Below are 25085 nucleotides of genomic sequence, written 5' to 3' on the forward strand. Positions count from 1 at the left end.
GGCGTCGAGGGCTCCCGTTCCCTTTCAGACCTATGCTCTTCCCTCCGCGGCGGCGATGGGATGCAGCTCATCCGGCGCCAGGACGACGATCGCGCCCTTGGCGCAGACCTCCTCGCACTCCTTGCAGCCGACGCAGGCGTTCGGCCGGGTCAGCACAGCCGTACCGAAGAACTGGCCGTCCCCCGCCAGCTCCAGGCAGTCAAACGGGCAGATCTGCACGCAGAAGTCGCAGCCGGAGCAGGAGACGGGGTCGATGACCGGCTTCGGCCAGTCGGCCCGCTTCGCGATGCGGGGCTTGTAAACGCCGAACTCGTCCGCAATCGCCATCACCGGGCAACTGCGCACACAGGCGTCGCAGTCGATGCAGAGCTTCGGGTCGATGTAGTGCAGCTGCTTCCGCTCACCGCTGATCGCCTCGGTCGGGCAGACAGCCACGCAGGCGGTGCAGCCGATGCACTTCTCGTCGATATAGTGCGGCACGGTTCTCCCTCCTTTGGGGGGCGCTAGCCGGTCTCCGGCAGGCGCCCTTCTCGGAGAAGGCGCGTGATCCGGTAGCGCAGCGGCCTGCTCACCGCCGGACCGGGGCTCAGGGTCTCAACGAACCCGGCCAGCGCTTCGGGGTTGAGCACCGGAACCCCGTCTTCCTGCTGGTCCTCGGGGGCGCGCATACGGGAGAGGAGCACCAGCGGCACCACCGGCAGGTCGGCCGCGTCGGGCCACCCGCTCAGCTCGGCCCGCACCCAGCCGGCGCACTGCCGCGCCCGGTCCGCCGCAACCGACAGCCGGCGCTGGGCCCGGGCCGAACGCGCCGGGCCGGGCGAGTGCTCCACGCACACGGCCAGCAGCCCCGCGGGGCCGACCAGCAGGTAATCCGGCCGCTCACCGGGGGCAGCCGACCAGTCGGTAATGATCCATTCGGGCTCCAGGCCCTTCAGGGACTCCTCCACGCCCCGCTGCCCCGAACTCTGCTGCAGGCGGGCGATGGCCAGTGAACCCGCCACGCCGAAGAGGAAGATCCCGAAGGTGGCGAACATGTTCCAAATGCGCATGCCCGTCACCTCGGCGGCCCGGAAGAGGCTCCCGACCATGAAGGCGATCAAGAGCAGCGTGATCAGGTACCCCCGCACGGGCTCACCCCCCATCTCCCGGCGCTACTTCAGCCCCAGCAGGTATTCCGCGATGATCGAGATCTCCTCGTCGGTCAGCCGGTCCTCGAACGCGGGCATGTAGTACGGCCCCTCAGAGACGACCCGCTCGCTCAGGTCGATCTCCGTGCGGGTGATCGCCCGATTCTGGCTCCAGTAGATGGGCATCCGCTCGTCGTGCGGCATTGCGTTGGGCCCGCTGGCCCGCTTGATCCACTCCTCCAGGAACTCCTGGTCGATGCCCCAGGAGCCAAGCTGGCTGAGGTCAGGACCGATGTATGCGCCCTTGCTGCCGATGACATGGCAGGTCAGGCACTGGGTCTTGCCGAGATCCCGGAGCAGCGCCTTGGCGGCGACGTTGACCTCCTCGGGGACGTCGGCGTCCGGCAGCGGGATCACGCCGGTCTCATCGGGATCCAGGTCGCCCGGCGGAATCGGCGCCTTGGTGGAGTCGCCGACCATGTACCACTGAGACCCCGTGGGATCATCGTACATGATGAACAGGGTGAGGGCCTTCACGGCCTCCTCATCCAGCGGGCCGCCGTGCTGCTTCAGTTGGGCGGGCATCTCGGTGTAGGACATCCACGCGTCCTTGCCCTCAGGCGTCTTCACCCGCACCCACTGGTAGTGGTCGGCGTTGCCGGGGCGGCCCCTGGCGATGGTGTCGTAGATGTAGTTGTAGATCTCCTTGCCGGCCGGGGACTCAGGGTCAACCCGGAACTCGGCCCGGTTCAGCGGCATACCCACGACGCCCTCGCCGTACGGCCCGTGGCACTGCACGCAGTTCTCCGCGTAGAGCTGGGCGCCCTTCAGCACGTACTCCTCGTGCTGCCGGTACTCCGCGGTCGCCATGCGGAACGGCTCCCGCACGCCGGTGCCCAGCAGCAGGAGGGCCAGAGCCAGCGAGAGCAGTGTGATGACCTTGTACTTTCTCTCGTTACGCACAAGCGGTGAACTCCTTTCCGGGCACCGTTCTAGTAGTCGCCGATCCAGCGCTGGATGAAGTAGACGGCGGCAATCGCGCCGAGGAACAGGGTCAAGACGATCAGGAGTTCAGTCGCTTCCGAGACCTTCACCCCGTGGTACCACGGGGTCGGGATCGGCGAGGCGTAGCCCAGCAGGTGGGTGTTGTTGAACATGGGACTGGCCTCCTCCCCCTAGATCTTCACGGCGTGCTCGGGTTCGTGCCGCACCCGCTCGGTGATCTTGCCGGTGTCAACCAGCACCGTGCCGTCGGGCTGAACGATGACCTCCATCATGTCCAGCGGACGGGGGGCGGGACCGGCGATGTTCTGACCGGTGATCTCGTAGACCGAGGCGTGGCACGGGCACATGAACTTCTTCTGCGCCGCGTTCCAGGGAACGGTGCAGCCCAGGTGGACGCACTTCCAGTAGAGGGCCATCAGCCCGTCCTCGGTGCGGGTCAGGTAGTACTTGCCGTCCCGCACCATCACCACGTCGCCGATCTCCATCTCATGGGCCTTCACCGGGGCGGGCACAATGCCGCCGAAGCCGGACAGCTTGATCGGCCAGAACATGCCGCCGGCGCCGGCAGCTGCCAGACCGAACATCGCCCCGATGGTGGCAAACATTGAAGTGCGCAGAAGCTGGCGGCGGGTCATGCCGTCCGCCGAAGGGCCGGAGGCGGGCGGAGCCGCCGCCGCGGCGCGGACCTGATTCTCAGCGGCCATGGAAGATCACCCTTTCCCAGCGGTTTGTCATCGGCGGCGAGGCCGGCCTACTGCGGGGGCTGCAGTTCCCACGGCCAGACCAGGTGCATCGACTCGCCCCGGAAGAACGTGCCAATCGCGGAAAGCACGATGAACGAAGTGAAGAAGAAGGTGTAGAGCGCGATCATCACTTCGCGGGTGTTGGCCTGGTAACGCCGCTTCACGATGACCGCGAGCACCCAGGGAATGCCGATCATCAGCACCAGCGGGATGAAGATCGACCCGACCCACGAGACCGCCGCGGTCGGCAGGCCGGTCTGCTCCAGCAGATAGGTGACGGTGGCGGAGATCCGGTAGGATCCCTCGGGCATGCCCGGCAGGCGCACCACCTCGTCCACCAGCACCAGCGCGATCTCGATGACCGCCGTATAGATGGCGGAGAAGATGGTGATGGGCAGCCCCTTCTTCGTCGAGAACCAGATACCCGTGCCCCGCCGGTCGCGGTCGATGTACGGGATCATGGCCAGCAGCACCAGCGCGGCTCCGGGCACGATCACGCCCGCCAGCGCGGGGTCCATGTGCAGGAGCAGCTCCTGCAGCCCCAGGAAGTACCACGGCGCCTTGGCCGGGTTGGGCGTCTTGTCGGGGTTGGCCATGTCCATGAGCGGCGCGTCGACGAAGGTGGCCATGAGCGCGAACGCCAGGATCATGGTGATGGCCATGATCGCCTCGATCGAGACGAGGAAGGGCCAGGTGTAGACCATCTCTTCCTTCTGACGGGGTTTCACCTTGGGGCCCGTCTGCTGATACTTCTCCGGCGCCTCAGCCATCCGAGCTCCCTCCCTACTCATTCGTCTCGCCGGCGGCCAGCGCCAGCTCCTCCTGCTCCTCCTCATCCTCGTCGTACGGGATGGGGGTGGAGATGCCGCCGTCCTTGCGGATGCGCCAGAAGTGCACCGCCATCAGCGCGATGCAGGCGAGCGGAAGCAGAATCACGTGCAGGGTGTACCAGCGCACCAGCGTGGAAGGACCGATGTCGTAGCCGTCCAGCAGCGCCATCTGCACGTAGCTGCCGATGACGGGCGTCACTTTCGCCATGTTGGAGCCGACCTGAATGGCCCAGTAGGCGAGCTGGTCCCAGGGCAGCAGGTAGCCCGTGAACGAAAGCAGTACGGTGATCAGGAAGAGGACGACGCCGATCACCCAGTTGAACTCCCGGGGCGGCTTGTACGAACCCGTGTAGAAGACCCGCGTCATGTGCAGCCAGACGGCGATCACCATGCCGTGGGCCGCCCACCGGTGAAGATTGCGGGCAAACGGACCGAAGATGACGTCGGTGTCCAGCGCCTTCATCGACTCGTAGGCGCCGGGCACGGCCGGCACATAGTAGAACATCAGCCAGACGCCCGTCACGGTCAGCATCAGGAACATGAGCAGGGACAGCCCGCCCAGGCCCCAGGTGTAGCTCACACGCACCGCGCGCCGCGGCACCTTCACCGGGTGCAGATGCAGCACGACGCTGTTGAGAATGACCAGGACCTGATTGCGCGGGGTGTCCGGGTACTCATTCCGGTAGATGGACTTGTAGAGCGTCGTGTTCTTGAATCTGGCCCACAGACTCACCGAACCAGCACCTCCCCATTATCGGAAGCCAGCGACCCGGAATCCAGCCAGCCACACTGCGCAACAGCATACATTATAGCCGCAATTCGGCTTGACAGGCAACATAAAACCGTCGCAAGAGCTTTTATTGCGTGTCAGAAAATATGCGCCCATGCCGCCCCCCGGTACCCATGCAGGGAAAATGATAGTCCCTTTTATCTAGTCGGACGGGCAAGCCATAGCGCATTGGGATCAGTAGACCACGTGCACAGTGTCGAAGCTGGCCTCCGCCCCGCTCCCCTCCCCGACCACGCGCACGGTAAAGCGGTGCGTGCCCACGACCCTTTCGGTGGGGTGCACCCTGAGGGTCACCGATGCCCGCTCGCCGGGAGCCAGGTGAATGTCAGACCGCTCCAGGGCCGCCCAGTTTTCCGGCAGCCCCTCCACGTACAGCCGGAAGGTATCGCCCCTGTCGCCGAGGTTGATGACCGAGACGGCCATCACGCTGCCGCTGCTGACCGGGCCCCCGGCGGCCAGCACCTGGCGGTGGTTCTTCGCCACGACCAGGTCGACCAGCGGCCGCGTGGCCAGCATGTAGGCCGAAAGCCCGCCCAGGATCAGGGTCAGCGTCAGCGGCAGCACCAGACGGGGGGCGAGCAGCCGCACGTTCTGCCACAGACGGCCCCGGTCCCTGAGGGCCACAGCCCGCTCGCCGGATCCGATGGTGAAGTTGAGGACCCGGGGCACCTTCCGGGCCTGGGAGACCAGCGCGCAGGCGTCGAGGCAGTCGCCGCAGACGACGCAGTGCTTCTGCTCCGCCGTGCGCGGGTCCACCCCCATGTGGCAGATCTCGGCGCAGAGGCCGCAGGTGGCGCAGATGTCGCGGTGGCCGGGCAGGTTGATCACCTGCAGGTGCATCGTCTCCGCGTTGGAGATGATGGACTGCAGGTGGCCGTACGGGCAGACGATCCGGCACACGTTCGTGCGCCACCACGCCATTGCCATGGTGAAGAAGAGCCCGAAGCCGAGGATGAAGAGGCTCGGGCCGAGGGGCGCCTGCCCGGCCGCGTACCGGGCCAGAAGCGCCCGCCCGTCGCTGAAATAGCTCCAGACGACAAATGCCCCGAAAAGGCTGATGACCGCGGAAAGCAGGGTGCTGCCGATGCGCCCGAAGCGCCGGTCCCAGCTGCGGGTCAGCTCGTTGAACAGGTTCTGCGGGCACACCCACCCGCAGAAGACCCGGCCGAACAGCAGGCTCGCGGCGATGATGAAGTAGATGACCGTCACCAGCAGCATGAAGAAGACGAAGGTGTGTTTCACCCACAGTCGGGTGCCGAACAGGTAGAGCGACATGCTCGGCACATCAAACCGGAAGAGGTTCACGAATGGTGAGAGAATCAGCAAGGCGAGCACGGCCAGCTGCGCCGCGCGCCGGTACCGGCGGATGACCGTCTTCACCTTGCCGAGGCGGCTCTTCATCTCCATCCCCCTCCGAAGGTGAGCCAGACCCCCTCGCCCCGCGGCGAGGGGGTTGGCGTGCACGCGCTAGAAGCCCGTCGGACTGTTGGGCCCGAAGCGCAGGTTGGCGGCGATGTAATACACGAAGAAGAGAGCGATCACGCCATAGACGAGCAGCAGGAACTTGGGCACCGGCGGGGCCCCGTGACCGTGTTCCGCCTCGGTCTGCGGCCGAGTCTCCTCAGACATGCTCCTACCTCCCTCAGCGCGCGATGGGCTTGTCATCCTCGACGTACTTGTACTTCACGTCCTCGTTCATGCTGGTGCTGCCCGACAGGAAGGCCCAGTACATCACGACTGCAACCAGAGCCCACAGCGCCAGCACAGCGATCAGCAGGAATCCGCTGGAAACACTCAGATCGCCGAACCGGGTCCACTCCATATCCATGGCGGGTTCCCCCTTCCCCCGCGTCTACTCCTGAGTTCCCAGCCACTTGATGTAGGTGGTCAGGGCCCAGCGGTCCTCGTCGGAGAGGCCGTTCACCCGCCAGGCGGGCATGCCGGAGCCGGAGCCATCCTCCTTCAGCGTGCCTTCCGAGATCACCCAGAAGATGAACTGCTCGGAATGGACCTTGCCTGCCTCGTACCAGTTGGTGGGGTAGGGCGGGCTGCCCCAGCCGTCTTCTGCGGTCATGCCCCGCATGTCTGCCCCGTGGCACTGCAGGCAGCCGTTGGCCTCGATCAGCTCCTCAGCCCGGGCGAGCACGGCCGCGTCGTCGATGGAGTACGGGTTCACGACGTCGCGGTACTCGTCGGGCAGGATGTCGTCGGTGGCTGCCAGGATGTCAGGCCCGGGGTACTTCGCCAGGGTCTCGATCGGCACCGCCCAGTCGCGCAGGACAAGCAGGTACTCGGCCAGCGCGTCCAGCTCATCCGGCGGCAGGTGGGCGTAGGAAGGCATGATTGAGTTGGGCTCGGTCGAGCGCGGGTCGATCAGATGAGCGATGTGCCACTCCTTGGAAGGCAGCCGGTGGCCGACGTACTTCAGGTCGGGACCGGTCCGCTGCGAACCCAGCAGGGCCGGGTTGTCGTTGCCGTAGTCTTCCGGACGGGTCGGCCGGCCCCCGACGACCCTGCCGTCATCCAGCGTGACGGCCGGCGCCTGGAACGCGGCGTCGTGGTCAAGCGTACGGACCTGCTGGGTGTGGCAGTACCAGCAGCCCTCGCGGATGTAGATCTCGCGCCCGCGTGCGACCTGGGGGCTGATCTGTGACCCATCGGCGTACATGCCCGAGTAGCGGGGCGACGAAGGCGACGCAGCGTAAAGGTCTTCCTGCATGAGCGGCACCGCCACGGTAATCACCACCGCGAAGCTCAGGAGCAGGAAGGCACCGAGACCAAGCAGCGCAGCGTTTCGCTCGAACTTGTTGCCCATGGAAGCGCACCCCCTCCCTATACACCGGCGACGATGGACCCGGCCTCAGCAGAATCGGCGCTGAACTGGCGGCCGGCGGTCGCCGTCTTGAAGATGTTGAAGATGAACAGGAGCTGAGCGCCGAGGATCATGGCCCCGCCCACGGCCCGCGCGATGTTGAAGGGCCGCTGGTTGATCACGGAGGCGATGAAATTGGCCGACTGGTTCGCCGCCCAGTCAGAACCCTGCACCAGCCCGCCGATGGTCAGGGAGACGAAGAACAGGGTAAAGCCGATCAGGGAGAGCCAGAAGTGCCAGTCCATGAGCTTGGCCGACCAGATCTCCCGGTTGATCAGCCGGGGCAGGGCGTAATAGATCGTGGCAAACATGATGAACGAGAAGGTGCCGACCAGCGCCAGGTGTGCGTGGCCCACGACCCAGTTGGTGAAGTGGACGATGGAGCTCACCGAACGCAGGGACTGCATCGGCCCCTGGAAGCAGGTGATGAAGTAGAAGACCATGGCGCTCACGGTGAACTTCAGCGGCACGGACTCCTTGAGGGCGCCCCAGCGGCCGTTCATCGTGCCGTAGAAGTTGGTGAGAACGGTCCAGACCGGGATGATCAGACAGACGGAGAAGGCAATGGCGACGGTCTGAAGCCAGTACGGCACCGGGCCGTTGACCAGGTGGTGGGCCCCCGTGGGACCGTAGACGAACATGAGCATCCAGAAGCCGATCATGGAGAGCTTATGGCTCCAGACCGGGTTGCCCGTCAGTTTCGGCAGCAGGTAGTAGACGGCGCCGACGCCGATGGGCGTGAACCAGTAGCCCAGGATGTTGTGGCCGTAGAACCAGTTGACCACCGCGTCATTCACACCGGTGATGGGGTTGTTGGGGAGGAGGAACTGGTTGCCGACGATGTAGATCACCGGCGTGGTGACCACGGCGCCCAGCATGTACCAGGCGGTGACGTACAGCTCCTTCTCCTTGCGGTTGGCAAACGTCATGAGCACGTTCAGGAAGACCAGCGCAAAGAGCACGACCGTCAGGATCTTCAGGACCCACGTCGACTCGGCGTACTCCCGGCCCATGTTCATGCCCATGAGCAGGGTCACGGCGTAGCCGGTCATCAGCAGGTTGTAGAAGAGCACGGTGAAGTTGCCCAGCCGCTCGCTCCACAGCGGGGTGCCGGCAAGACGAGGAACCATGTAAAAGAGCGTCGCAAAGTAGGCACCGCTGAGCCAGCCAAAGAGCACCAGGTTGGTGTGCACGGGCCGCACCCGGCCGAAGGTGAAGTACTCGAGCACGGGAACGTTCTTCACCAGGTCCGGGACGACCAGGAGCACGGCGGCAAAGAGTCCGAAACTCATGCCGATGGCCATCCAGATGACCGCGGTGTAGAAGAAGTTCCGGCTGGCGGATCCTTCTACGTTGCTGAACATCATCTATCTCCTCCCCTGTTCAGAAGTGGGACATGGGAACCTAAAGCCGTGCGCTCGGCGGCAGCCGGAGGATGGCGAACAGCACCCCGGCCGTGAAGAAGAACGCCAGGATGCCCATGGCCGCGAAGGGAACCCACATCAGACGCTGCTCACCGGGCCGCTCAGCCCGGAACGCCGTCCACTCGGGCGGGTCGCCGTTCCGGAGCACCGCGTACTTGACGGACTCGCCCATGTTCAGCACCCCGGATCGCCGGGCCAGGAAGTACACCCCGCCCCAGAACGCGCCGAAGACCACCAGGGTGCCCAGCAGCTGCTGGGTGGCCAGCCGCCCGAACGCCGCATCCCCCACCTGGCGCTCCACCGTGCCGATGGCCGCCGCGTGAAACCCTCCGGCGACCAGGATCAGCAGGCCGGCGGCGAGCAGCCACCTCCCCCAGCGGTAGCCCCGCCAGCGCCAGCGCGCCGGTACCAGGCCCAGCACGCCCAGCAGCCCGGCGAAGCCCAGCACCAGGGCGATGCCGCCGTAGATCCCCATCAGGTCGCTTTCCCCGCCGCTCAGGTGCGAAGCCGCCGCCTGCCCCGGCAGGAGGAACAGCCCGAGCAGCGCCGCCAGCACGGCCGTGCCCGGAGAACGTGCCCATCTCACACGAGACCGCCCCCATTACTTCGGTCCTCGTTATGTTTATGTAGAAACATAATTTGAACCTGAATGTGTTGAATATGGCCGCCGACGGGACTTGCCACGGCAGCCGGACCGTGCTATCATTCCTTCTGGTTGTCTGACTCGTCCGAAAACACTGCGCCTACAGGGTTTTCGGCCGCTATTTTACCATGACTGGCACTAAAGTCGTATGCGAGATAGTCCTTAGGGTCTAGACCCTATCTACTTACTTCGTCCAATAACCCCAGTACATTGCGCGTCCGATTGGCCGCTGTTGACACGTTTGGCATGATATTGCGCAGGAAAGGGAGTGAAACTTCAGCTATGCGGAAGCTCATGACGCTTCTTGTGGTTGGGCTGCTGTCCCTGGGCGTTCTGGCCGGCTGCGGGGGCGGCGGCAGCGGCGACGCGATCGAAATGACGGTCGAGATGGGCATCAACGGTGAAATGAAATTCACGCCCGACGTGATCCAGGCCAAGAAGGGCGACACCCTCAAGATCACCCTGGTGAACAAGGACCCGGCCGTTAACCACAACTTCCTCATTCCCGCTCTGAACGTGAACTCCGGCCAGATCCCGCCCGGCCAGACGTCGACCATTGAGGTCAAGATCACCCAGTCCGGCGAGCACGACATCATCTGCGACGTGCCCGGTCACCGGGAGGCCGGCATGGTCGGCAAGCTGATCGTGGAGTAGGCTGATTCCTGAATAGCGTGGAGCCCGGCGCTAGCTGCGCCGGGCTCCACTTGTCCTGCTGTTTTTCATCTGGTTGGGACTGCGCCGTTTCCTGACCACGAACATGGCCCATGTCATCCCCAAGCGGGCGTTCGCGAGCGGGACGCGCAGGAGTTTCTGCGCGCGGCGGCCGCCCACTGGCACGCCTCCGAACAGACATGAGCGCGTGAAAAAGGACCGGGCAAACGCCCGGTCCGTGACTTTGGTGGAGCTGAAGGGACTCGAACCCTCGACCTTCGCCTTGCAAAGGCGCTGCTCTCCCAGCTGAGCTACAGCCCCGATAACCGCTTAGCTATTGTACCCGTGAGAGCCGCCGATTGTCAACGCACACCTGCTTCCAGGGGGCGTTGATCTTACCACCCGCAGAGGACCCGGGCCGGGGCAGACTAAGCGCGGGAGGCGATGTTCATGCCGCGACCGCTTCACGATCTGAAACAGCCGCAGATCGGCCCCGGCGCCGGCGACCTGGGCCAGTCGGCCTACGAGGCCAGCCTGCGGGATAGCGCGGGGCCGGAAGCAGGGCCGCAGTACGAGGCCACGGTTCGGCCGTGGGAGAGGCCCGAACCGCTGAATCCGCCGCCCGGGCAGAAGCGGAGGGGCGGACCCACCTTGTCACTGGGCAGCGAGGTCAGAGACTGAGCGGGGGGCCGTGTGCCCCCCACTTACTTGATCGCGAGTATTTCGTACCGGATAACCCCATCGGGCGCATCCACCGCGACCACGGTGCCCACCCTCTGCCCGATGATCGCGCGGCCAACCGGGGACTCGTTGGAAATCCGGTTATTCGAAGGGTCGGCCTCCGTGGTGCCCACGATCGTATACGTAAGCTCGTCGCCGTATTCCAGGTCCTTCAGCACCACGGTGCTGCCGACCACCACAACCTCCTGCTCACCGACAGGCTCATCGATCACGCGCGCGTTCCGCAGCATCTTTTCCAGCACCAGAATGCGCCCTTCGATGAAGGCCTGTTCATTCTTGGCGTCCTCGTACTCGGAGTTCTCGGAGATGTCGCCGTACTCGCGGGCCTGCTTGATGCGCTCTGCGACCTCCAGACGCTTCACGGTGCGGAGGTAGAGCAGCTCTTGCTCAAGCTGCTTCAGACCGTCCAGGGATAGGAGCACCTCTTTCTCGGCCATGCGGTTCTCCCCTTTACACCTGACAACTACACTACGACGCCGTAGTGGTGGGAAGCTCGTTGTGGTACGGATGTATACGACTCCGAGCGGCCGCAGTATGCCCGGGGGACCTCGTCCCCTGCTGCGACGAAGCACCGCGGGGCCGGGACTCTGCCCGGCCTTCCGCAGTGCTCCACTCCACTGGCCAATTCATTATACGTAGCCCACAATGCAATGTCAACTTAACAATCTGACGCTTCCGGCCCGGTAGGCCTCTGCCCGTTCCAGGTAGCCCAGGAGCAGGGAGCGCAGCTCCTCCGGCCGCTCCGCCTGGTTGATGGCCGCGCGGACCTCCGCCGATCCATGGAGCCCCTTCAGGTACCAGGCAGCGTGCTTTCGCATCTCCCGCACCGCCAGGAATTCGCCCCTGTAGGCGATCATCAGTTCCAGATGGCGGAGCGCGGTCTCCACGCGTTCGCGCACGTCGGGTTCCGGCAGAAGCTCGCCCGTCTGCAGATAGTGCAGCGTGCGGCTGAAGACCCAGGGGTTCCCGAGGGCGCCGCGGCCCACCGCCAGACCGGCCACGCCGCTGGTTCGTATCCGCTCCGCGGCGTCCCTGGGGTCGGAGATGTCGCCGTTGCCCAGCACCGGCACCGACACGGCCCGGGCCACGGCGGCGATCACATCCCAGTCGGCCCGGCCCGAGTAGTGCTGCTCCCGGGTGCGGCCGTGCACCGTGATCATCTGCGCACCGGCCTCCTCCACCCGCTGCGCGACCTCCACGGCATTGATCGAACGGGCATCCCAGCCGATGCGCATCTTCACGGTCACAGGCAGCGGCGCGACGGCCCGCACCACCTGCCGCACGATCTCCTGGGCCACCTCGGGCTCCTTCAGGAGCGAGGAGCCGCCCCGGCCCTTCGTCACCTTCGGAGCCGGGCAGCCCATGTTGATGTCGATCAGGTCCGGCTGCTCCAGCTCCACCACGCGCACCGCGGCGCGCGCCATCGTGTCGGGGTCCGCCCCGAAGATCTGCACGCCGGCCGGACGCTCATCGTCCATCAGCTGAATCATCTCCCGGGTGCGCCTGCTGTCGTACAGGAGCGCCTTGTCGCTGACGAACTCGGTGACGACAAGGCCGCAGCCGTGCTCCTTGCAGAGGCGGCGAAAGGGCCAGTTGGTGACGCCGGCCATGGGCGCCAGGGCCAGCGGCCGCTCGATGGTCAGCTCTCCCAGTCGGATTGGCTTCAGCAGCGGCTCAGACAACCCTCTCACCCCCAAGAAGAACATCGGTGGCGGGGTTTATTATACCCACGGCACGCCGATCGGTCTATGTCACCTGCTCAGACCAGGGGGAGCATGACGGCAGCCGTCCACCCGATGACCACCGCATTCACCAGCGCGACGCTCACGGCGGGAAAGCGCAGCACGGCCAGGGCGCAGTTCAGGGCCTCCATGACCACCAGCACCGCCAGGGCCACGGGAATGACCGCAGGAAGAGACGCGGGCGGGTTGGGCAGCACCCCCGCCCCCACCCAGGTGGCGGCCATCAGCAGTTTCGCCACGAGGCCCAGCAGGAAGCCTCCGGGCGACGGCCCCCCGGCCACGGCCCGCTTCAGCCGCTCCTCCTGCACGGCATACAGCCAGTAAACCACACCGACGGCAATCAGTGGCAGGATTCTGGGCATCGTCGGTACAAAATAGGTCACATTCTGGTGAATCACCGGCACCAGCGCGCCGAGAAACGCGAGGGCCACGGCCAGGCCGCGCAGCAAGGCAGCCAGCACCGTCTCGGCCCCGCCGATCGAAAGCCCGCCGAACTCGCGCGGCCAGAGCGCGCGGAAAAGCAGGAGAACGGCGGCTGCAACCAGGAAATAGGGTACCATGTAGTCCAGCACAGCGATACCCAGCCAGGGCAGCCGCAGGTAGACCGAGGCCAGCACGGCGCTGAGCAGGGAAACCGCCACCGCGGCAAGGCCGGTGGCCAGGCCGATGCCGCGCTGGCGCCGGCCGCCGTGCCGGGGGTTCGGCCGCACCAGCGCAGCGACGGCCGGCATCGCGCCGAGCCCGCCCGCCAGCGCCAGCAGCAGCCAGCCCAGCGGCCGGGGCGAAGGGCCCGTTTCCGGCGGCGCCGCGCCGAACGCCTGCGACAGCCGGTCTGCCGCCTCGTCCGCGGCCCGGGCGTACATGGCGGCCAGGGGGTTCCGCGCGGCCGGATAATCCAGCAGGTTGGCAGGGGCCTCAGCTGGCAGGGGGTCCACAGAGGTGGGGGACAGGCCGGCGGTGGAGTGGCCGAGCAGCCCCACCCGGCCGGGTTCGGCCCGCCCGGTGGCGACCAGCTCATCGATCAGCCGGGCTGCGGCCGCACCGGGGTCTGCCAGAGGCCCGGTGTGGGCCCCGTGGCCGGGCAGGTCGGGAATGTAGGCATCGAACCCGCGGCGGGCCAGCGCGTAACCCCAGTGCTGCATCAGCTCCTTGCTGCCCCCGAAGCCGTGCAGCACGATGACGGCCCCCCGGGGCTCTCCCACCGCCGCGACGTGCAGCGCGGGGCTGCCCGCCAGCACCTCCTCCGCCACAGCCAGATCGGCCTGGCTGCGCGCCACCATCCACTGTGCTCCGAGTACCACTGCGAGCGCCAGTACGACCCACCACGCCCTGCGAATCATGCTCTGCTCCCCCAGCTCGCGGTATTGCCGTGCCTTAAGTGTTAGGGTATATTCGTATTCTTCCTTCCATATACGCCGGTTAATCCCCTGCTCGCGGCGCCCGGGCGGCGCCGCCGGCAGGTCACCATTCAGGCAAAGCTCTTCAGGGAGGCGATTGTATGCGGATCCGGTACCTGGGACACGCGGCGTTCGAGATCACCGACGGTCGGTGGAACCTGCTGATCGATCCGTTCATCACGGGCAATCCGGTCTGCCCCGTAAAGGCGGAGGAGCTGAACCCCAATTACATCCTGGTCACGCACCTGCACGACGACCACGTGGGCGATGCGGTGGCCATCGCCAAGCGCACGGGCGCGACGATCATCACCAGCGCCGATGCCGCGTACACCCTGGCTGACCAGGGCGTGCAGGTCGCCGACATGGCCCTGGGCGGGAAGCGGCGGTTTGACTTCGGGCTGGTCCGCATGACCCTGGCCTACCACGGCTTCGGCCCGACCGGCGGCCACGCCTGCGGTTTTGTCATCCACCTGGGCGGCAAGCGCATCTACCACGCGGGCGACACCGCGCTGTTCAGCGACATGAAGCTGCTGAACGGCGTCATCGAGGCCCCCGGCATCGACGTGGCCATGCTGCCCATCGGCGACCACTACACCATGGGCCCGGAAGACGCGGCCGTCGCGGTGGAGTGGATCCGGCCCAGGGCGGTCATCCCGATGCACTGGGGCACCTTCCCCGTTCTGGTGCAGGATCCGTCCGATTTTGCGGCCCGCGTCCGCGAGTCGCGCCTCGCCGAGCCCGTTGTGCTCCGGCCCGGCGAGAGCTACACTCTGTAAACATGGGAACGGCCGCCCCGGCGCAGGGCGGCCTCTCACTTTCATGCGGCCGGTCAGGCCGTCTTTCAGTCGGCTGCAACGACGTCCCGCCCCACGAAGGGGAGCACCCCGGGGAAGTAGGCCACGCCGACGGCGTCGGGGCCCACGTGGGCGCCGAGGCTGGGGTTGACGTGCAGGTGCTGGAACCAGATCACCTCGAGCCGGCTTCTGAGCAGCGAGACCAGATGGGCGATCTGGTCGGGGCAATGGCCTTCGAGCACCATCACGCTCACCTCGCCCCCCTCGCCCACGTCGTCGATGATGCGGTGGGCGATCATCTCGACCGCCCGCCGGAACGACCGGGCCTTGCCGGCGGCGATGTAGGTGCCCGTGGACTTGTCCACGGTGACGATGGGGCGAATGCCCAGCAGGCTGCCCACGGCCCCGGCCACCCGGCCGAGCCGCCCGCCCTTGCGCAGGTAGTCCAGCTTGTCGATCGTGAAGTAGAGGTGCGAGCGCTCGTTCACGGCGCGCAGGGTCTCGCAGATCGCCGCGACGGGCAGGCCCTGCCCGGCCATCCCGGCCGCGACCAGCACCTGCAGGGCCATCTCGCCCGAGAGGGTTCCCGTGTCCAGCAGGGTGATGTCGAGCTCCGGCACCAGCGCCCGGGCGGCGCTGGCGGCGTTGTAGGAGCCCGAGAGGCCGCTGGAAAGGTGCAGCGACAGGATGGGCAGCCCCGCCTCCGCCGCCCGCCGGTAGGCGGCCACATAGTCGCCCACAGCCGGCTGTGAGGTGGTCGGGAACTCGCCCCGCTCCCGCAGACGCTGATAGAAGGCGGCGGGGGTCATGCTGACGCCGCTCTGGTAACTCTCGTCCCCGAAGTGGACCGTCAGCGGAACAACGTGCAGGCCGTGCTGCGCAATCAAGTCTTCCGGCAGGTCGACTCCCCCATCCACCACGAGGGTGCAGGAGCGATTCTGGGTCATGGCGGTTCCTCCTCACCAGGGCGGCAGCCGGCGAAAGAGCCGGTGCGCCCACTCTCTGCACCCAGCGTACCTCTTATGGGGAGTGCGGCGCATCTGCCCGCAGGTCCGATCCCAGGGCATAGATTTTGGCGCCGCGGAGCGCGGCGCCTCTGCCTTAAGGCATAGTCGGGACCAGGCGGCGACTAGACCAAATTGAGCTCCTGAGCCAGCAAAATGGCCTGCACCCGATCGCGCGCCCCCAGCTTGGCGAAGATGGCGCGCACGTGGTGCTTCACGGTGCCCTGCCCGATGAAGAGCTTCTCGGCGATGTCCTGGTTGGAAGCGCCCGAGGCCATCAGGCGCAGGACCTCGGTCTCCCGCTCCGTCAGCGGCTCGGCCAGCGGCTGCGGTTTCGGCCGGCTGGCCTTCATGGAGGAGAGCCGGCTGAACTCCTTCAGCACGCGCGTGGTGATCTGCGGCTGGAGCAGCGACTCCCCCTGCGCCACGATGCGAATCGCCTGCGAGAGCTCCTCGTACTCGGCGTCCTTCAAGAGATACCCCCGCGCGCCGGCGGCGATCCCTTCAAAAATGTATTCGTCATCGTCGAACGTGGTCAGGATGATCACCCCGGCGGCGCTTCCCCTGCGCGTGAGCTCCCGGGTCGCCGCAACCCCGTCCATCACGGGCATGCGCACGTCCATCAGAATCACGTCCGGATTGACCTCAGCCGCCACCCGCAGCGCCTCCTCGCCGTCGCCGGCTTCGCCGACCACCTCCATGTCGGGGTTCCGGTTGAGCAGCGCCGCAAGCCCCCGCCTGAGCAGGGACTGGTCGTCCACGATCATGATGCGGATCTTTCCCTGGTCCATATGGCTCCCCCCGTCAGAGACCGATCGGCAAGCTCAATAATACCTGAAAACCGCCCTCGCTGCGCGGACCGGCCCAGAACTCGCCGCTCAGGGCCTGCGCGCGCTCCCTGAGGCCCACCAGGCCGAAGCCTGACCGGACCGGCTCCTCGTGTTCGGTCCGGCCGAGGTCGTCGTTCACCACCCGCAGCGTGACCCGGTCGGGCAGCTGGGTCAGGGTGATCTCCACCCGCGTGGCCCGCGCGTGCTTCTGGATGTTGGTCAGGCTCTCCTGCACGGTGCGGAAGACCGTCATGCGCGCGGCCGTGGAGAGGTCGCTCCCGCCGCCGTCCACCCGGAAGATTACCGGGGTGCCGGTGGCCTGCATCCAGCGGGTCACCAGCTCCTGAATGGCCCTGGGCAGCGGGCGGTCGAAGCGGTCCAGGGTCTCCACCATCTCCTGGCTGGAGCGCATGGCGGCCCTGATCACCTCCAGGGCGCTGCGCACGTGCGCCAGCGCGGTCGCCGGCTCCTCATCCGCCAGCGCCTCCGCGTTCTGCAGGTCCACGATCACGGTCGTCAGGTGGTGACCGAGCCCGTCATGGATCTCACGGGCCATCCGCACACGCTCCCGGGCGATGGCCACCCGGCGGGCCTCCACCAGCCGGGCCTCCAGCTGGCGGTTGACCTCGCGCAGCTGCTGCGTGTAGTGAATCGCCCGGGTGCGGGCCTCCAGCTGAAGCCGGGTCATCTCAGCCATGACCGCGGCGAAGAAGTACGTCACGCCGAAGGCCACCGTCAGCGAAAGCGGCGATACGGCCCCTCCGCTGCCGGAAAGCAGCAGGGAGGCGCCGGTCAGCAGGGTGGGGAAGGCCACCGCCGCCACGACCCCCCGCGACCCGCCCGGGCTCAGAAAGACCATCTGCGCCGACACGACCAGGAACAGCTGGTTCATCAAGGGCTCCTGGGTTGTCCAGACCAGTAGCAGAATCAGCACGGCCTGCACCACCACAAACAGGGCGCGCCACGCGTACGGCACGGGTTTCACGGAGGCGCCGGCGTACGCGCCCAGCAGCATGAGGGTCAGCAGCAGCACCCGCCACCAGTGCGGGTCCCCGTCGACCAGCTGCGCGGCGAGCATGACCCCGGCGGTCACGGTGATCACGCCGGCGTTCCAGATGTGGTATACCCGGATCGGATCCGTGAGCTGCAGAGACATCTTCGGCTCAGGCGGGCCGGTGAAGCGGCCCGGGGCGTCGGCGTCGTCCAGGTCGGCTCCGGCCTGCCCGGGACGCAGGGTGCGAACGGCCGACCGCACCTCTCCCAGCACGGCTTTCGCCTCCAGCCGAGCCGCCCTCACCGCGTCACGGGCGGGCGGTCCGGCCTCCGCCATGGCCTGAAGGTCGGCCTCCAGCCTGGAGAGGCGCGTGACCAGGTGGGCATGAATCGTCTGGGCCAGCCGTTCCCGCTCCTCGCTCTCCGCCCGGTGCTCCACCGTCTGGTCGTACTCCCGCAGCACCTGATGGCGCTGGTTCACGCCGTCCAGGAGCTGCCGGGCCAGCCGTCCCTCCCGCTCCTGCTGCAGCATCGTCAGCGTCACCAGGGCGGCGAACACCAGGTAGAGGAGATACATGCCGATGCTGACGACCATGCTGGCTCCGGGCTCGCCGGGAGGCGTGATGGCGAGGTAAAGCGCCAGCCAGAGCGCGGCCAGGGTGCCCACGAAAGGGGCCCAGCGCCTGACCGGAATCAGGTAGACGGCCTGCACGGCGACCACGGCGAAGAGAAACCGCGTGAGGCCGCCGTCCAGCGCGTAGATGGCCGCCACCAGCATGGCCTGCGCCAGCAGATAGAGCTCGTGCCTCGTTCCCCTGCGCCAGGCGGTGGCGGTGGGGCGGATGCGCGACCAAACCGCCAGATACACCAGGCCGAGAGCTATGCCGGTGAGGCGCGCCCACACCGCCCTCTCCGCCGCCTCCCCGGAGAGCCACGAGAGGGCCGGCAGGAAGGCCAGCATCAGGGCGGCAAACAGGTTCACGGGATGGGGATACCCGGTGCGAAACAGTCGGTCCAGCCAGCCTACGATTCGCCCCTGAACAGCTTCCATACCCATATTGTATACCTCTCCCGGGTTCTTACACCACCCGGCCCGCCGTCAGCCGGCCCGTTTTATAACCTCATAACTACGCGGCATAGGGCTATCGATTTACTGCTCCGAAAGATTGTTCTAGAATAGGACCGAAGGCTATTCGTTTCCCTCTGGTATGCACCCGAATACCCACCCTTCTCCGGTACCAACGGCGGTGCCCGCCGGAGGCCACGAGCTGCACGCCATTATTGCGATAGAGGAAGAGAGGTGCCTACATGTCTCGCACGGATACGTTCAAGGCCAAGTCCACGTTCGATACCGGTTCGGGAACGGCGGTCATCTACCGCCTGTCGGCGCTGGAGCAGGCCGGCCTGGTGAAGCTGGACCGGCTGCCCTTCTCCGTGCGCATCCTGCTGGAGAATCTGCTGCGCAACCTCGACGGGTTCCTGGTCACCGAGGAGGACGTGCGGACGCTCGCCGCCTGGAACCCCCGCAAGCTTCCCCGCAAGGAGATCCCGTTCATCCCCTCCCGGGTCGTGCTGCAGGACTTCACCGGCGTGCCGGTGGTGGCGGACCTCGCCGCGATGCGCGACGCCATGGTGAAGCTGGGCGGCCGCGCCGATCAGATCAACCCGCTGGTCCCCGTGGATCTGGTAATCGACCACTCCGTTCAGGTCGACGCCTTCGCCGCGGAGTGGGCCTATAAGTTCAACGTGGAAATGGAGTTCAAGCGGAACCGGGAGCGCTACGTCTTCCTGAAGTGGGCGCAGAAGGCCTTCCGCAACTTCCGCGCCGTGCCGCCCGGCATGGGCATCGTCCACCAGGTGAACCTGGAGTACCTCTCCCCGTGCGTCGCCCTGCGCGAGGAGGGGGGCGAGTTGGTCGCCCTGCCCGACACGGTGGTCGGCACCGACTCCCACACCACCATGATCAACGGCCTGGGCGTGCTTGGCTGGGGCGTGGGCGGCATTGAGGCCGAGGCGGCCATGCTGGGCCAGCCCTCCTACATGCTGGTTCCCGAGGTCATCGGCTTCAAGCTGACCGGCCGCCTGCCCGAAGGCGCCACGGCCACCGACCTGGTGCTCACCGTCACCCAGATGCTGCGCCAGAAGGGCGTGGTGGAGAAGTTCGTCGAGTTCTACGGCCCCGGCCTCTCCAACCTGTCCCTCGCGGACCGGGCGACCATCGCCAACATGGCGCCGGAGTACGGTGCCACGATGGGCTTCTTCCCGGTCGACGAGATCACGCTCGACTATCTCCGCCAGACCGGCCGCGACGAGGCGCATGTGGAGATGGTCAGGCGCTACCTGCAGGAGCAGGGGCTCTTCCGGACCGACGCCACGCCGGACCCCGAGTTCACCGACACGCTGGAGCTGGACCTCTCCACGGTGGAGCCCTCGCTGGCCGGGCCCAGGCGCCCGCAGGACCGGGTGCTGCTCAGCGGCGTGAAGCGCGCCTTCCGCGAGAGCTTCGCCGAGCAGATCAACAAGGGCGGCGGGGTCGCCGTGGCCACCAAGACCGGCGTCCAGCACGGCTCGGTCGCGATCGCCGCCATCACCTCCTGCACCAACACCTCCAACCCCGCCGTGATGATCGGCGCCGGCCTGGTCGCCCAGAAGGCCGTCGCCAGGGGGCTTGCGCGCAAGCCCTGGGTGAAGACCTCGCTGGCCCCGGGCTCCCGGGTGGTGACCGACTACCTGAAGGCGGCGGGCCTCATGGATTCGCTGGAGGCCCTGGGCTTCCACGTGGTGGGCTACGGCTGCACCACCTGCATCGGCAACTCCGGCAGCCTGCCCGAGGATGTGGCGGAGGACATCACCGCCAATGACCTGGTGGTCTCGGCCGTCATCTCGGGCAACCGCAACTTCGAGGGCCGGGTCAACCCGCTGGTCAAGGCCAACTTCCTGGCATCGCCCATGCTGGTGGTGGCCTACGCCCTGGCCGGCACGGTCGACATCGACCTGAAGAACGATCCCATCGGGCATGACCAGGAGGGCAACCCGGTCTACCTGAGGGACATCTGGCCCACCAACGAGGAGATTCAGTCGGCCATTGCGAAGGCCATCACGCCGGAGATGTTCAAGCAGCAGTACGCCAAGGTCTTCGACGGCGACGAGAACTGGCAGCAGCTGGATGCCCCCAGCGGCGAGCTCTTCGCCTGGGATCCCGACTCCACCTACATCCAGCAGCCGCCCTACTTCGCCGGCATGGAGCTGACTCCCCCGCCTGTGAAGGACATCGAGGGCGCCCGGGTGCTGGCCCTGCTGGGCGACTCCATCACCACCGACCACATCTCGCCGGCCGGCGCCATCGCCATCGACAGCCCCGCGGCCAAGTACCTGATGGAACGCGGCGTCGACCCGGTGGACTTCAACTCCTACGGCTCCCGCCGCGGCAACCACGAGGTCATGCAGCGGGGCACCTTCGCCAACATCCGGCTGCGCAACGCCCTGGCCGACGGCAAGGAGGGCGGCTACACCAAGTATCTGCCCACCGGCGAGATCATGCCCATCTGGGACGCCGCCGTGAAGTACATGGAGGCGGGCACCCCGCTGGTCGTGCTGGCCGGCAAGGATTACGGCATGGGCTCCTCCCGCGACTGGGCGGCGAAGGGCGTCATGCTCCAGGGCGTGAAGGCCGTCATCGCCGAGAGCTTCGAGCGCATCCACCGCTCCAACCTCATCGGCATGGGTGTGCTGCCGCTCCAGTTCCGGGAGGGCGAGAACGCCGCCTCGCTGGGCCTCGACGGCACCGAGGAGATCGCCATCTCGGGCATCAGCGGCGAGCTCACCCCGCGCCAGACCTTCCAGGTGACCGCCCGCAAGGCCGACGGCCGGGAGATTCGGTTCAGCGTCATCTCCCGCCTCGACACGGCCGTCGAGATCGAGTACTACAAGAACGGCGGCGTGCTCCAGACGGTCCTGCGGCGGCTGGCTGCCGAGAAGTAGGGCGTGTGTAGCAGACTGACAGCATGTCTCAGTAATACGTGAAGACTTACCACCCAGATTGGTGCGGGGCGGCATGCACGGCCCGCACCTGGGGCAGGGCCGATCGACTGCCCGGGGGAGTGAGTGGGAGGGGGCGAGGCCCCCTCCCTCTTTGGTCAACGACACGCACGGCCGCCCCGGCAGCAAATCACCCCCGCGGGTGACCCCGGGGGTGATAGACACAGAATCTTCTCTCGACTAGTATGGAATGACATCCAGGGGTGAGTGAACTGCCCGGGGCCAACCGCCACTGCGGTCAGAACCGAATGAGCCGGAAGCGAACAGGCCCTGCGACAGCGGCGACGGGGCCCGGTCAAACCCGGTCACGCAATCTCCCGGTGCGCATAGGGTGCAGATTGGAGTTTGCCGCTCACTCCGAAAGGAGCTGGTCTGACCCATGAAGCGTCGGTTCCGCTGGTTCGCGTGGTTCCTGACCCTCATCCTGCTGCTGCCCGCTCAGGTGTGGGCCGCCTCGCCCCCCGGGGGCCTCCCGCAACTGCCCCCCTTTCCGATCGACCCGCCCATCCTGCCTGCGTTCCTTCCCGACCTGTCCGTCACGGTCTCAGGGCCCGACGAACTCACGCAGGGCCAATCCTTCACGGGGCTTGTCACCCTCACCGTCGCCAATAACGGACTGGGCAGCGTTCGGGGCAACGACGACGGCGACAACGAGGGCTACCTGATCGACCTCGAGCTGGTACAGGGAGATACGCGGATCCACCTCACCCGCATCACCGCCACACCCAGCATAGACGCCCAGCAGACCGCGCAGCTGACGCCCGAGGGCACGATCCCGTTCACTGTGCCGGCCGGAACGTACTGCCTGACGGCGGTCATCGACCCCACCGACGCGGTGGCGGAAGTTGACGAGACCAACAACACAGACTGCGTGGAAGTCGAGGTCAAGCGGTGGCTGTGGCTGCCCATCGATCCGCCCATCATCATCCTGCAGGCTGATCTCACCGTGACCCTGACGGCGCCCGGCGAGATTCCCCGGGGCACCCCGCTGAGCAGCGTGGCCCAGGTCACGGTCACCAATGAGGGGGTCCTGAACGCGCCCGGAAACACGGACGCTCAGGATGGCTGGGAAATTGCATTCGTGCTCTCCACCGCCAACGACCTCACCGTGGAGTACGGTGATGAATCGCCTGACTACAGGGACGGCGCCGTGCTCCCTGGCGGCCGGATTACCACCACGCCGGACCTGGGTCCTGGGGAATCGATCTCCCTCCCGGCGCAGGGGACGATCCCGTGGGACACCCCGCCGGGCACGTACTGCCTGGGCGTCATCGTTGACCCGGCCAAGCGCGTGCCCGAGTCCGACGAGAATAACAACACGTTCTGCCGCACCGTCGTGATCACGACCGACCCCGACCGCGCCGAGCCCCCGCCCGCCGATCCGCCGGCTCCCCCGCCTGATCCGCCCGCAGATCCCCCTGCAGACCCGCCCACCGATCCTCCCTCCGATCCGCCGGCGGACCCGCCTGCTGATCCTCCCGCAGACCCGCCGGCCGATCCGCCCGCAGATCCTCCTGCAGAGCCGCCGGCCGATTTCCCGCCGGGGCTGCCCACCATCTGCACCATCCAGCGGTTCAGCGATCTGCCCATGGCGCACCCGGCCTGCGCGGCGGTCTCCGTCCTGGTGGGCGCGGGGATCATCGACGGCTACGAAGACGGCACGTTCCGCCCCGACCGGCCGGTCACCCGGGCCGAGTTCGCCAAGATGTTCATCCTGACCAAGGGGCTGGCGCCCCAGCCCGGAGCGGCGCTGCCCTTCGGCGACACGGACGGGCACTGGGCGGCGACCATGGGCTTCCTGGCGGCGGCGGTGGCTGACGGGGCCCTCGACGGCTTCCCCGACGGCACCTTCCGGCCCGATGAGCTGGTCACCCGGGCCCAGGGCGTGAAGATCGTCACCGCCAACCTGATCGACGTCCCCCGGCCCCCGGAAGGCAGCATGCCCGCAGATGTCACGACCGATCTCTGGTATGAGCCCTACGTACGCGCAGGGCTGGACTTCCGGCTGATGGGCGAGCAGGCCCACTACCCCGTCTTCGCCGCTTCGACCTTCGCGGGTGACACGCCCATGACGCGGGCCGAGGCGGCCAAGCTGCTCGCCAACCTGTTCGGTTTGCTGGGACAAGAGTGAACCGGCGGCGCACCCCCGGCACAGCGCGCCGGAAATGCCCGCGGGGGCAGGTCGGTCTGGCCGACCTGCCCCCGCAGCGCGCACGCGAACCCTAACAGAACGGAACGCCGAAGACCGCGGGAACGCCCGTGGCGAAGGGCTTGCCGAACGGGCTCACCACCGGGGCGGCCGGGAACGGGAAGACCTTGCCGAAGGCCGGCACGCCGAAGGGATACGTAGCGGGGAAGACGGTGGGCGCGACCGGCGTGGGAAGCGGCACCGGGACCCCCGCGGTGAACGGCTTCGCGACCGGCGTTCCCAGCGGCTTGCCGAAGGTGGTCGGCCCGGGAAGGGGAATGCCCTTGCCAACCGGGCTCCACGCCTTCGTCAGCAACGGCGGCGAGGGGCAGGTGAGCCCGGGAATGGGAAAGCCTCCGAAAAACACGCGCATACCTCCTGCACGGTGAGACGGCTGGGTATTGCAACTCCCTTTATGCTATGCCTCGTTATCCGGGGCGGTCCCGCCCGGCGTGGTTCCGCCCCGCGGGAGCGCGCTTGCGCGGGCGGGCAGGATTTGCCGTGCTGCTTCAGGAATTACCGCAGGAGGATCACGGCTCATGAGGAGGCCTCGCCAGGATGACCAGCCGCACCGAGCGCGACCTGTACCCGCCCGTGAAGGCCCTGTTGGAAGACCTGGGCTTCACGGTGCGGGGTGAGGTCAATGGCTGCGATGTGGTCGCCGTGCGCGGTGAGGACCTCGTCATCGTCGAGCTGAAGCGCGCGGTCAATCTGGCCCTCTTGCTCCAGGCGGTCGACCGCCTGCGGCTCACCGACGCCGTGTACCTGGCGGTGGAGGCCCCGCGGCGCGCCCGGGGCAACCGCCGCTGGACCCAGGTGCAGCACCTCTGCAGGCGGCTGGGCCTCGGTCTGATCACCGTGCATTTCGCCGGCGCCGAGCCCGTGGCGGCCGTACAGTTCGATCCGGAACCCTGGCGCCCCCGCCCGAAAGCCCGGGAGCGGGCGGCGCTCCTTCGCGAGTTTCAGCGGCGCTCCGGGGACTTCAACGTCGGCGGAACCACCCGCGCTCCCGTCATCACCGCCTACCGCCAGGACGCCCTGCGCGTCGCCGCGCATCTGGCCGAGCACGGCCCGTCCGCGGTGAAGGCGATCCGCGCGGCGACCGGCGTGCATTCAGCCGGGCCGCTGCTCCAGCGCAACTACTACGGCTGGTTTGAGCGGATCGCCCGCGGGGTGTACCGGCTTTCGCCGGCAGGCGAGGAGGCGCTGCGCACCTATGCGCACGTCGTGTCGAAACTGACCGGGGATTCCCCCGGGTGAGATCCGCTGGTCA

26 protein-coding genes and 1 tRNA gene are annotated in these 25085 nt (G+C 67.1%); 6 read left to right on the plus strand and 21 right to left on the minus strand.

Annotation, left to right across the window (positions count from 1 at the left end; genetic code table 11):
• Positions 1-30 precede the first annotated feature (30 nt).
• The 13 genes from ACZ45O_RS12955 to ACZ45O_RS13015 form a co-directional block, all read right to left on the minus strand.
• Complete coding sequence (locus tag ACZ45O_RS12955) at positions 31-480, minus strand: 4Fe-4S binding protein (RefSeq protein WP_464853532.1); 450 nt, start codon at positions 478-480, stop codon at positions 31-33.
• Between the two features lie 23 nt (positions 481-503).
• A complete protein-coding gene (locus ACZ45O_RS12960; protein ID WP_464853533.1) occupies positions 504-1127 on the minus strand; it encodes a hypothetical protein in 624 nt (207 codons plus the stop codon).
• Between the two features lie 24 nt (positions 1128-1151).
• On the minus strand, positions 1152-2090 hold the full coding sequence (locus ACZ45O_RS12965) for a c-type cytochrome (protein WP_464853535.1): 939 nt from the start codon (positions 2088-2090) through the stop codon (positions 1152-1154).
• A 29-nt stretch (positions 2091-2119) separates the two neighbouring features.
• Complete coding sequence (locus ACZ45O_RS12970; RefSeq protein ID WP_464853537.1) at positions 2120-2284, minus strand: hypothetical protein; 165 nt, start codon at positions 2282-2284, stop codon at positions 2120-2122.
• 18 nt (positions 2285-2302) lie between these two features.
• A complete protein-coding gene (locus ACZ45O_RS12975) occupies positions 2303-2836 on the minus strand; it encodes a QcrA and Rieske domain-containing protein (protein WP_464853539.1) in 534 nt (177 codons plus the stop codon).
• Between the two features lie 47 nt (positions 2837-2883).
• Complete coding sequence (locus tag ACZ45O_RS12980; RefSeq protein WP_464853541.1) at positions 2884-3645, minus strand: menaquinol-cytochrome C reductase; 762 nt, start codon at positions 3643-3645, stop codon at positions 2884-2886.
• Between the two features lie 13 nt (positions 3646-3658).
• A complete protein-coding gene (gene extP / locus ACZ45O_RS12985) occupies positions 3659-4438 on the minus strand; it encodes a selenite/tellurite reduction operon b-type cytochrome ExtP (protein WP_464853543.1) in 780 nt (259 codons plus the stop codon).
• Between the two features lie 231 nt (positions 4439-4669).
• Positions 4670-5896, minus strand: coding sequence for a 4Fe-4S dicluster domain-containing protein (locus ACZ45O_RS12990; RefSeq protein WP_464853544.1), 1227 nt, complete (start codon positions 5894-5896; stop codon positions 4670-4672).
• Between the two features lie 66 nt (positions 5897-5962).
• Positions 5963-6124 carry a hypothetical protein gene (locus ACZ45O_RS12995; RefSeq protein ID WP_464853545.1) on the minus strand — a complete coding sequence of 54 codons (162 nt, stop codon included), beginning with the start codon at positions 6122-6124 and terminating at the stop codon, positions 5963-5965.
• A gap of 13 nt (positions 6125-6137) precedes the next feature.
• The gene (locus tag ACZ45O_RS13000; protein ID WP_464853547.1) at positions 6138-6323 is read right to left on the minus strand and encodes a hypothetical protein; all 186 of its coding nucleotides are present in this window, start codon (positions 6321-6323) and stop codon (positions 6138-6140) included.
• Positions 6324-6347: 24 nt separating this feature from the next.
• Positions 6348-7310: a cbb3-type cytochrome c oxidase subunit II gene (locus ACZ45O_RS13005; RefSeq protein ID WP_464853548.1), complete on the minus strand. Its 963-nt coding sequence runs from the start codon at positions 7308-7310 to the stop codon at positions 6348-6350.
• Between the two features lie 17 nt (positions 7311-7327).
• Positions 7328-8731 carry a cbb3-type cytochrome c oxidase subunit I gene (locus tag ACZ45O_RS13010; RefSeq protein WP_464853550.1) on the minus strand — a complete coding sequence of 468 codons (1404 nt, stop codon included), beginning with the start codon at positions 8729-8731 and terminating at the stop codon, positions 7328-7330.
• A 40-nt stretch (positions 8732-8771) separates the two neighbouring features.
• Positions 8772-9377, minus strand: coding sequence for a hypothetical protein (locus ACZ45O_RS13015; protein ID WP_464853551.1), 606 nt, complete (start codon positions 9375-9377; stop codon positions 8772-8774).
• Positions 9378-9716: 339 nt separating this feature from the next.
• On the opposite strand from ACZ45O_RS13015, the gene ACZ45O_RS13020 reads away from it, so the two are divergent.
• On the plus strand, positions 9717-10088 hold the full coding sequence (locus tag ACZ45O_RS13020; RefSeq protein ID WP_464853553.1) for a cupredoxin domain-containing protein: 372 nt from the start codon (positions 9717-9719) through the stop codon (positions 10086-10088).
• Positions 10089-10330: 242 nt separating this feature from the next.
• On the opposite strand, the gene ACZ45O_RS13025 is transcribed toward ACZ45O_RS13020, so the two are convergent.
• Positions 10331-10406: transfer RNA gene (locus tag ACZ45O_RS13025), tRNA-Ala, on the minus strand.
• A 129-nt stretch (positions 10407-10535) separates the two neighbouring features.
• Between ACZ45O_RS13025 and ACZ45O_RS13030 the strand changes: the two genes are divergently transcribed.
• Complete coding sequence (locus ACZ45O_RS13030; protein WP_464853554.1) at positions 10536-10766, plus strand: hypothetical protein; 231 nt, start codon at positions 10536-10538, stop codon at positions 10764-10766.
• Between the two features lie 23 nt (positions 10767-10789).
• On the opposite strand, the gene greA is transcribed toward ACZ45O_RS13030, so the two are convergent.
• The 3 genes from greA to ACZ45O_RS13045 form a co-directional block, all read right to left on the minus strand.
• Positions 10790-11263: a transcription elongation factor GreA gene (gene greA, locus ACZ45O_RS13035; protein ID WP_464853556.1), complete on the minus strand. Its 474-nt coding sequence runs from the start codon at positions 11261-11263 to the stop codon at positions 10790-10792.
• A gap of 216 nt (positions 11264-11479) precedes the next feature.
• Positions 11480-12517 (minus strand): tRNA dihydrouridine synthase DusB, encoded by a 1038-nt coding sequence (gene dusB, locus ACZ45O_RS13040; protein WP_464853557.1) that lies wholly within the window; start codon positions 12515-12517, stop codon positions 11480-11482.
• A 68-nt stretch (positions 12518-12585) separates the two neighbouring features.
• On the minus strand, positions 12586-13908 hold the full coding sequence (locus tag ACZ45O_RS13045; RefSeq protein ID WP_464853559.1) for an alpha/beta hydrolase: 1323 nt from the start codon (positions 13906-13908) through the stop codon (positions 12586-12588).
• Between the two features lie 158 nt (positions 13909-14066).
• On the opposite strand from ACZ45O_RS13045, the gene ACZ45O_RS13050 reads away from it, so the two are divergent.
• On the plus strand, positions 14067-14741 hold the full coding sequence (locus ACZ45O_RS13050) for a metal-dependent hydrolase (RefSeq protein ID WP_464853561.1): 675 nt from the start codon (positions 14067-14069) through the stop codon (positions 14739-14741).
• A gap of 65 nt (positions 14742-14806) precedes the next feature.
• On the opposite strand, the gene ACZ45O_RS13055 is transcribed toward ACZ45O_RS13050, so the two are convergent.
• The 3 genes from ACZ45O_RS13055 to ACZ45O_RS13065 form a co-directional block, all read right to left on the minus strand.
• Positions 14807-15706, minus strand: coding sequence for a DegV family protein (locus ACZ45O_RS13055; protein WP_464853563.1), 900 nt, complete (start codon positions 15704-15706; stop codon positions 14807-14809).
• Between the two features lie 182 nt (positions 15707-15888).
• Positions 15889-16554: a response regulator gene (locus ACZ45O_RS13060; RefSeq protein WP_464853565.1), complete on the minus strand. Its 666-nt coding sequence runs from the start codon at positions 16552-16554 to the stop codon at positions 15889-15891.
• Between the two features lie 13 nt (positions 16555-16567).
• Entirely contained in the window at positions 16568-18568 is a 2001-nt protein-coding gene (locus ACZ45O_RS13065; protein WP_464853567.1) for a sensor histidine kinase, read from the minus strand.
• Positions 18569-18894: 326 nt separating this feature from the next.
• On the opposite strand from ACZ45O_RS13065, the gene acnA reads away from it, so the two are divergent.
• Both acnA and ACZ45O_RS13075 read left to right on the plus strand, forming a co-directional pair.
• Positions 18895-21567, plus strand: a complete 2673-nt coding sequence (gene acnA / locus ACZ45O_RS13070) for an aconitate hydratase AcnA (RefSeq protein WP_464853568.1) — start codon at positions 18895-18897, stop codon at positions 21565-21567.
• Positions 21568-22003: 436 nt separating this feature from the next.
• The gene (locus ACZ45O_RS13075) at positions 22004-23755 is read left to right on the plus strand and encodes an S-layer homology domain-containing protein (RefSeq protein WP_464853569.1); all 1752 of its coding nucleotides are present in this window, start codon (positions 22004-22006) and stop codon (positions 23753-23755) included.
• 91 nt (positions 23756-23846) lie between these two features.
• Here ACZ45O_RS13075 and ACZ45O_RS13080 read toward each other — a convergent pair whose 3' ends face one another.
• Positions 23847-24179, minus strand: coding sequence for a hypothetical protein (locus ACZ45O_RS13080; protein WP_464853571.1), 333 nt, complete (start codon positions 24177-24179; stop codon positions 23847-23849).
• 191 nt (positions 24180-24370) lie between these two features.
• Here ACZ45O_RS13080 and ACZ45O_RS13085 point away from each other — a divergent pair, with 191 nt between their 5' ends.
• The gene (locus ACZ45O_RS13085; protein ID WP_464853573.1) at positions 24371-25072 is read left to right on the plus strand and encodes a DUF2161 domain-containing phosphodiesterase; all 702 of its coding nucleotides are present in this window, start codon (positions 24371-24373) and stop codon (positions 25070-25072) included.
• Positions 25073-25085: the final 13 nt, after the last annotated feature.

The organism is Symbiobacterium turbinis, assembly GCF_055383075.1.

Excerpts from the sequence above, each read along its gene's own strand:
- ACZ45O_RS12970 (WP_464853537.1), bottom strand. The coding sequence starts at position 2,284 with ATGTTCAACAACACCCACCTGCTGGGCTACGCCTCGCCGATCCCGACC.
- ACZ45O_RS12975 (WP_464853539.1), bottom strand. The coding sequence starts at position 2,836 with ATGGCCGCTGAGAATCAGGTCCGCGCCGCGGCGGCGGCTCCGCCCGCC.
- ACZ45O_RS12980 (WP_464853541.1), bottom strand. The coding sequence starts at position 3,645 with ATGGCTGAGGCGCCGGAGAAGTATCAGCAGACGGGCCCCAAGGTGAAA.
- ACZ45O_RS12990 (WP_464853544.1), bottom strand. The coding sequence starts at position 5,896 with ATGAAGAGCCGCCTCGGCAAGGTGAAGACGGTCATCCGCCGGTACCGG.
- ACZ45O_RS12995 (WP_464853545.1), bottom strand. The coding sequence starts at position 6,124 with ATGTCTGAGGAGACTCGGCCGCAGACCGAGGCGGAACACGGTCACGGG.
- ACZ45O_RS13000 (WP_464853547.1), bottom strand. The coding sequence starts at position 6,323 with ATGGATATGGAGTGGACCCGGTTCGGCGATCTGAGTGTTTCCAGCGGA.
- ACZ45O_RS13005 (WP_464853548.1), bottom strand. The coding sequence starts at position 7,310 with ATGGGCAACAAGTTCGAGCGAAACGCTGCGCTGCTTGGTCTCGGTGCC.
- ACZ45O_RS13010 (WP_464853550.1), bottom strand. The coding sequence starts at position 8,731 with ATGTTCAGCAACGTAGAAGGATCCGCCAGCCGGAACTTCTTCTACACC.
- ACZ45O_RS13020 (WP_464853553.1), top strand. The coding sequence starts at position 9,717 with ATGCGGAAGCTCATGACGCTTCTTGTGGTTGGGCTGCTGTCCCTGGGC.
- ACZ45O_RS13030 (WP_464853554.1), top strand. The coding sequence starts at position 10,536 with ATGCCGCGACCGCTTCACGATCTGAAACAGCCGCAGATCGGCCCCGGC.
- greA (WP_464853556.1), bottom strand. The coding sequence starts at position 11,263 with ATGGCCGAGAAAGAGGTGCTCCTATCCCTGGACGGTCTGAAGCAGCTT.
- ACZ45O_RS13045 (WP_464853559.1), bottom strand. The coding sequence starts at position 13,908 with ATGATTCGCAGGGCGTGGTGGGTCGTACTGGCGCTCGCAGTGGTACTC.
- ACZ45O_RS13050 (WP_464853561.1), top strand. The coding sequence starts at position 14,067 with ATGCGGATCCGGTACCTGGGACACGCGGCGTTCGAGATCACCGACGGT.
- ACZ45O_RS13055 (WP_464853563.1), bottom strand. The coding sequence starts at position 15,706 with ATGACCCAGAATCGCTCCTGCACCCTCGTGGTGGATGGGGGAGTCGAC.
- ACZ45O_RS13060 (WP_464853565.1), bottom strand. The coding sequence starts at position 16,554 with ATGGACCAGGGAAAGATCCGCATCATGATCGTGGACGACCAGTCCCTG.
- acnA (WP_464853568.1), top strand. The coding sequence starts at position 18,895 with ATGTCTCGCACGGATACGTTCAAGGCCAAGTCCACGTTCGATACCGGT.
- ACZ45O_RS13075 (WP_464853569.1), top strand. The coding sequence starts at position 22,004 with ATGAAGCGTCGGTTCCGCTGGTTCGCGTGGTTCCTGACCCTCATCCTG.
- ACZ45O_RS13085 (WP_464853573.1), top strand. The coding sequence starts at position 24,371 with ATGACCAGCCGCACCGAGCGCGACCTGTACCCGCCCGTGAAGGCCCTG.